The organism is Pseudomonas sp. GW821-FHT05H12 (assembly GCF_059419385.1).
Map to the genome: position 1 here is coordinate 41,041 of NZ_JBWKRS010000004.1, position 6,925 is coordinate 47,965.

General features: G+C 64.6%; 5 protein-coding genes. 4 read left to right on the forward strand and 1 reads right to left on the reverse strand.

The window, feature by feature from the left end:
- Positions 1 to 221: 221 nt before the first annotated feature.
- Complete coding sequence (locus tag AC07SU_RS04725) at positions 222 to 1,568, reverse strand: tetratricopeptide repeat protein (protein ID WP_494996349.1); 1,347 nt, start codon at positions 1,566 to 1,568, stop codon at positions 222 to 224.
- A gap of 306 nt (positions 1,569 to 1,874) precedes the next feature.
- Here AC07SU_RS04725 and AC07SU_RS04730 point away from each other — a divergent pair, with 306 nt between their 5' ends.
- From AC07SU_RS04730 to AC07SU_RS04745, 4 genes are read left to right on the forward strand one after another with little or no spacing between them, the layout of a single operon-like run.
- Positions 1,875 to 3,458, forward strand: coding sequence for an ABC transporter substrate-binding protein (locus AC07SU_RS04730; protein ID WP_494996350.1), 1,584 nt, complete (start codon positions 1,875 to 1,877; stop codon positions 3,456 to 3,458).
- Positions 3,455 to 4,432 (forward strand): ABC transporter permease, encoded by a 978-nt coding sequence (locus AC07SU_RS04735; RefSeq protein WP_494996351.1) that lies wholly within the window; start codon positions 3,455 to 3,457, stop codon positions 4,430 to 4,432. The genes AC07SU_RS04730 and AC07SU_RS04735 overlap by 4 nt, the downstream gene beginning before the upstream one ends.
- Positions 4,432 to 5,259, forward strand: coding sequence for an ABC transporter permease (locus tag AC07SU_RS04740; RefSeq protein WP_494996352.1), 828 nt, complete (start codon positions 4,432 to 4,434; stop codon positions 5,257 to 5,259). Before AC07SU_RS04735 ends, AC07SU_RS04740 begins: the two co-directional genes overlap by 1 nt.
- Positions 5,256 to 6,863, forward strand: a complete 1,608-nt coding sequence (locus AC07SU_RS04745; RefSeq protein WP_494996353.1) for a dipeptide ABC transporter ATP-binding protein — start codon at positions 5,256 to 5,258, stop codon at positions 6,861 to 6,863. Before AC07SU_RS04740 ends, AC07SU_RS04745 begins: the two co-directional genes overlap by 4 nt.
- Positions 6,864 to 6,925 lie beyond the last annotated feature (62 nt).

Here is a 6,925-nt window from a genome sequence, read left to right on the forward strand (position 1 = left end):
GCTGGCCGGAGTGAGGGCACACCGAGCCTAGGCGAGGTGCCGAGTGGTGGGGCAAGAGCCTTTTGCTTACTTTTGGGCTCTATCAAAAGTGAGCCGCCGTAAGGGCGGAACCCATATCAGCCGTTACCCAAATAACGGATATGTACCCCGACGAAAAAGCTCCAGCGCCTAACACATAGCCATCGCCGGCAAGCCAGCTCCTACAATTTTGGCTCTGTACATCAGGTAAAGCGCGAAACCCGGGCTTGGGCATTCGCCGCCTGCTCCGGCAAACCCAGCGCCTCATACACCCGCCCCAAACTCCGATTAGTCGGCACATCCCACCCGTCATACCGACGCCGTAACTCCAGCGCCTGCTGCGCCCCAAACCAATCCCCAGCCTTCAACCGCGCGTCCAATTCCACCTGGGCAAACAGATCACGCTGCGCATGGCTACCACCAATCTCATTCAACCGGGGCAGGGCGAGGGCCAAGTGTTCCAGCGCACCCTGCGCATCCCCGCGTGCATGGGCCAACAGCCCTCGCGCCAATGGCAAGGTCACCTCACCCCACACCGGCCGCGCCGCAACACTATGCTCGCGCAACGCCGCCAACAGCTCATCCGCCTCCGGCTTGCCAGCGCGTGCCAGGCCATACAGGTACTGCACGCTGAGAAACGGCTGCACCACATCCCCGGTCCGTCGCTGCAGGTACGGCGCCAACCCCTGCCAACGCTCGCCGACGTCGATACCCGCCAGTTCCAGGCGTGCCAGCAACGACACCGCCCCCACTTGGTCCTGGGAATACTCCGGCAGGATGCCCCACACGTGCTGGTCGTAGATCTCCAACACCCGCTGATCCTCACCCCGCGCCAGGTAGAACAGCGCCAGGTGCCACCAGTTGTGGGTGTACATGAACGAGTTCAAACCGGCCCAGTGATGGGCCACGCTTTCAAGGAATTCGGTGCCTTCCTCGATGCGTCCCTGGGTCAGCATCACATGGGCCAGGGCATGTTGCGCCCAGGGCTCCGAGGGTTGCAGGCGCAGGGCTTCGCGGGCGCTGGCTTCGGCCTCTTCGAGCAAGTGGCACTGCTCATAAGCGAAGGCCAGCAGGCCATGGCTGTGGGCGATGTCCGGCGCGCCCGCGACAGCCTTGAGGCCGATGCGCAGCAACGCCGGCCAGTTGCCCCGGTTGAACTCCAGGTACTGGTTGAGCTTGGCGGCGAACAGGTCGCGAGGATAGCGGCCCAGCAGGTGTTCGCTCAGGTGCAGGACCTGGTCGAGGTCGTCGTTGATCCAGGCGCTCAAGGCGGCCAGGTACAGCTGGGCGCGCGGGTGATCGCTGTTCACGGCGGCTGCGCGCTGGCGGTATTGCTCGGCCAAAGTCGGGCCTTCGGGGGACTCGATGAACATCAGCAGCAAGCCGGCGAAGGCATTGGCCAGGGCCGAGTCAGGGGCGGCGTCGGCCGTGGCGAGAATGCCTTCGGCGCGGGGCTGGTAGCCGAGGAAGCCGCCGATGAAATCGTCCAGGCCCTGGCGGGTGGACGGGTCGAGGGTGTCGATGGGGTTGCCCAGGTAATCCAGTGACATGGTGAAGAGGCTCGTGGGTTCAGAGGCAGCTGAAGGGGCAAACCTTGTGCCATGACGCACTGTAGGAGCCGGCTTGCCGGCGATGGCGGTGTGTCGGCCTGCATCTTTGCTGGCGGGTGGACCGCTATCGCCGGCAAGCCGGCGCCTACAGGAGGGCGGTGGGCTGTTGTTTTTTGCACACTCGCGCAGGCTGTTGTGGTTTTTTCATCACCCAGACGGCAACCAACACCCGCAATCGCGCCGAAAACCCCCATGGCACAGCCCTTGCAAAATCCCTCCCAGAATCTTTCCATTCGAGGAGCCTCCATGCGCCCATTCTCTTTCCGCCGTGCCCTCTCCTGCGTGGGGTTGTGCAGCGTGCTGCTGGCCGGCCAGGCCCAGGCGCAACCCCAGGAGGGCGGGGTGCTGAACCTGGTGGCCCAGCCTGAACCGCCGTCGCTGATGCACGGCGTGGTCAGCCATGTGTCCACCCAATACGTCAGTGGCAAGATCCTCCAGGGCCTGCTGACTTTCGACACGGACCTGAACCCCAAACCGGTGCTGGCCAAATCCTGGACCATTTCCCCGGACGGCCTCACCTACACCTTCCAACTGCAAGACAACGTGCACTGGCACGACGGCCCGGCATTCACCGCCGATGACGTGGTGTTCAGCTTCCAGACCTTCTACCCGGAAGTGGACAAGCGCCTGGGCGGCATCATCACCGAGTACGTCGACAGCATCACCGCCACCGGCCCGCTGCAAGTGGTCTTCCACCTGAAGAAACCCTTCGCGCCGTTGCTCTCGGCCCTGGGCAGCGGCCTGCGCCCGGTGGTGCCCAAGCACCTTTACGAGAACACCGATTTTCGCAACAACCCCTACAACCTCAAGCCGGTGGGCACTGGGCCGTTCGTGTTCGTGGAGTGGAAACGCGGTGCCTACATCAAGCTGGCCAAGAACCCCACCTACTGGAAAAAAGGCCTGCCGCACCTGGATGGGATTGTCTTTCACGTGATCCCCGACGGTTCCTCCCGCGCCGCAGCCTTCGAGCGCAATGACGTGCAGGTGCTGCGCAGCGGCGATGCCGACTATTCCGACCTCAAGCGCCTCGGCGCCTTGCCGAATGTGCAGTCTTCCGAGAAAGGCTGGGAGTTGTATGCCGGCCTGGCCTTCCTGCAGATCAACACGCGCAAGCCACCGCTGAACAACCCCAAGGTGCGCCAGGCGATCCTGTATGCGCTGAACCGGCAGTTTGTCGTGGACAACATCTTCTTCGGTTCGGGCAAGGTCGCCCAGGGCGAGTTCGTGTCGGGCACGCCCTACCACGACCCCCACTTGCCGCAGTACACCTATGACGTGAAAAAGGCCAAGGCGTTGATCGCCGAATCCGGCGTGGACGTGGGCGCGGTGCGAATCCGCCTGCTCAACGGCGAGAAGGGCGGTGCCTGGGAGCGCCTGGCCGAGTACACCAAGCAAGCGTTGCAGCCGCTGGGCTTCAAGGTGCAGGTGGTGACGTCCGACGCCGCCACCTGGTTCCAGCGCGTGAGCGACTGGGACTTCGACCTGACCTACAACTTCATCTTCCAGATCGGCGACCCCTACCTGACCAGCGCCTACCTGTACCGCTCCGATTACATCCTCAAGACCTCGCCGTTCGCCAACGTCAGTGGCTACAACAGCCCTGAAGCCGATGCCTTGTGGACGAAAATCGCCGACACGCCCGAAGGCCCTGCGCGCACCCAGCTCTACAGCCAGTTGGAAAACCGGTTGAACACCGACCTGCCCATCGCGCCGATCTTCGAGATGCGCAACCAGACGCTGTTCCACACGCAGGTGCATAACTTGCTGCAAACCGCCACCAGCCTCAACGAAGACTACGAAAGCGTCTACCTCGACGCGCCCGCGCCATGAACGGCGTGGTGTATCTCGGCGGGCGCCTGGTCAAGGCGCTGCTGATGGTGGTGGCGGTGCTGGTGCTGAGCTTTGTGTTGATCCACCTCGCGCCGGGTGATCCGGCATTACTGCTGGCTGGTGAGGCGGGGGTGGACGATGTGCAGTTCATCGAGCAGTTGCGCCAGACCATGGGCCTGGACAAACCACTGCTGCAGCAACTGCTGATCTACCTGGGCAATGTGGCGCACCTGGACCTGGGGTACTCCTACCGCAACCAGACGTCGGTGTGGTCGCTGATCGCCGAGCGTTTGCCCGCAACGCTGGCCTTGATGGGCTCGGCGTTTGTGGTGTCGTCGCTGCTGGGGGTGACCCTGGGCGTGCTGGCGGCGCGGGCACGGCAACGGCGCCATTGGCTTGATGGGGTGATTTCCCATGGCGCGTTGCTGCTGTATGCGATGCCGCCGTTCTGGCTGGCGATGTTGTTGATCTTGCTGTTTTCGGTGAGTCTGGACTGGTTGCCGGCCTTTGGCATGGAAACCGTGGGCCGGGACTTTTCATTGCTGGATCGCCTGCAGCACCTGCTGTTGCCGTGCCTGTCGTTGAGCGTGTTGTTCCTCGCCCTGTACATCCACCTCACCCGCGCCGCCGTGCTGGACGCCCTCGGCCAGGAGTACGTGCGCACCGCTCACGCCAAGGGCTTGCACCCACGGCGGATTCTGTACGTGCACGTCTTGCGCAATGCGCTGCTGCCGGTGGTGACCTTCGCCGGCCTGCAACTGGGCCAACTGGCCAGCGGCGCCTTGCTGGTGGAAGTGGTGTATGCGTGGCCGGGCATCGGCCGCTTGATGTACGACTCCCTGGCCCAGCGCGACTACGGCGTGCTGATGGGCGGGTTCCTGGTGATCTCGATGTTGGTGGTGGGCTTCAACGTGTTGACCGATGTGGTGTGCCGTTACCTCGACCCGCGCATTGGCGCCGGAGGGCAGGGCTGATGGCGGTGTTCAGACGCTTTATCCGCCAACCCTCGGCGCTGGCCGGTGCGCTGTTCTTGCTGGTGTTGGCGGCGCTGGCACTGGCAGCGCCGTGGCTCACCAGCAGCTCGCCGTGGGAAATGAACAGCCGGCCGATGCTGCCGCCGTTTCACGACGCCGCCCACTGGCTGGGCAGTGACCTGCTGGGGCGCGACCTCGGCAGCGGCTTGCTCTACGGGGCGCGGGTGTCCTTGGCCGTCGGCGCGCTGGCCAGTTTGGCAACCCTGGTGGTGGGGCTGATCATCGGGGCCATCGCCGGTTACTTCGGCGGTTGGCTCGACGGCGTGCTGATGCGTGTCGCCGAGTTTTTCCAGATCATCCCGCAACTGGTGTTGGCGGTGATCCTGGTGGCGGTGCTGGAGCCGTCGCTGGGCACCATCGTGCTGGCGATTGCCTTGGTTGCCTGGCCGGCCGTGGCGCGGTTGGTGCGCAGTGAATTCCTCACGCTGCGCCAGCGTGAATTCGTGCAGGCGGCCCGTGTGCTGGGCCAGTCGCCGCTGGGGATCATCACCCAGCAGATCCTGCCCAATGCCCTGGGGCCGTTGTTGGTGGTGATGACCTTTGTCATGGCCACTGCGATCCTCACCGAAGCCGCCCTGGCGTTCCTTGGCTTGAGCGACCCGGAAGCCATGAGCTGGGGCTACATGATCAACGCTTCCCGTGGCCTGTTGCGGGACGCCTGGTGGATGAGCTTTCTGCCGGGCCTGGCGATCGTGCTGTGTGTGCTGGCGGTGAACCGCGTGGGCGAAGGCTTGCGCGTGGCGTTTGAGCCGGGGAGATCGCGATGACGTTATTGAGGGTTGAACACCTGCGTATCGCCTTGCCCGACGGGGCGGACCGCAGCCATGCGTTGTATGACCTGTCGCTGCAACTGCACAGCGGTGAATGCTTGTGTGTGGTGGGCGAGTCTGGCTCGGGCAAATCCATGTTGGCCAAGGCGCTGCTGCGCCAGTTGCCGGCGCCGCTGACGGTGCAAAGCGGGCGCCTGGTGTTTCGTGATGAGGACTTGGCCAACCGTGGCGAAGCCGCCATGCGCGAACTGCGTGGGCGCGAGATCAGCATGGTGTTCCAGGAGCCGATGAGCGCACTCAACCCATTGCTGCGGGTGGGTGAACAGATCGATGAAACCCTGCGTGCCCATGGGGTGAAATCGGCCGGGGAGCGCCGCCGGCGGGTGGTGGACCTGCTGGGTTACGTCGGTCTGCCGGACCCTGAGCGCCTGCGCCTGGCCTATCCCTTTGAGCTGTCCGGTGGCCAGCGCCAGCGGGTGGTGATCGCCATGGCCCTGGCGTTCGATCCGGCGCTGTTGATTGCCGATGAGCCGACCTCGGCGCTGGACGTGACCACCCAGGCGCAAATTCTTGAGCTGTTGCGCAAGATCCAGCGGGACAAGGGCATGGCGCTGCTGTTGATCACCCATGATTTTGCCGTGGTTGAGGCGATCGCCGACCGTGTGCTGGTGCTGGAAAAGGGCCGTGTGGTGGAGCAGGGCAGCGCTCGCCAGGTGCTGGGCGAACCCCGGGCGCCTTACACCCGGCAACTGCTGGCGGCGGTATCGGCGCAACCACGGGAGCCCCGTGGTGTGGTGAGTGGGGCCGTGGTGCTCAAGGCCGAACAGTTGAACAAAGTCTTCAGCACCCGTGCGGGCTGGTGGGGGCGGCGCAGCACCCGTGCGCTGGACGCGGTGGGGTTGCAGCTGCGCGAAGGCGAGACCCTGGGCATTGTCGGTGAGTCCGGCTCGGGCAAGTCCACCTTGGGGCGCTGCCTGGTGCGCTTGTTGCGGGCTGACAGCGGACACATCCAGTGGCTCGGCCAAGATGTGGTGGGGTTATCCGAAGGGCGTTTGCGGCCGCTGCGCAGTGAGGTGCAGATGATCTTCCAGGACCCGTTCGCCTCGCTTAATCCGCGCCAGACGGTGGGTCGCATCATCATGACCGGGCCGTTGGTGCAAGGGCATTCGAAGGCCGATGCCGAGGCGCGTGCGCGCGCCTTGCTGGAGCTGGTGGGTTTGCCTGCCACGGCGTTCGAGCGCTACCCCCATGAGTTCTCCGGAGGGCAGCGCCAGCGCATTGGCATCGCCCGTGCGTTGGCGGTGGAACCGAAGGTGTTGATCGCCGACGAGTGCGTGTCGGCCCTTGATGCGTTGATCCAGGTGCAGATCCTGGAACTGCTGGAGTCTCTGCAGCGGCGGCTGAAATTGAGCATCGTGTTCATCACCCACGACCTGCGCGTGGCGGCGCGGTTGTGTGATCGCATTGCGGTGATGCAGAACGGGCGGGTGGTGGAGCAGGGCGACACCGCTGGACTGTTCGCTGATGCCCAACACCCCTACACCCGCGCGCTGTTGCAATGTGCGACTGTAGCCCCGGTACTTGAGCCTGACGCCATTTAATGTGGGAGCTGGGGTGGGGGGGGGGGGGGGGGGGGGGGGGGGGGGGGGGGGGGGGGGGGGGG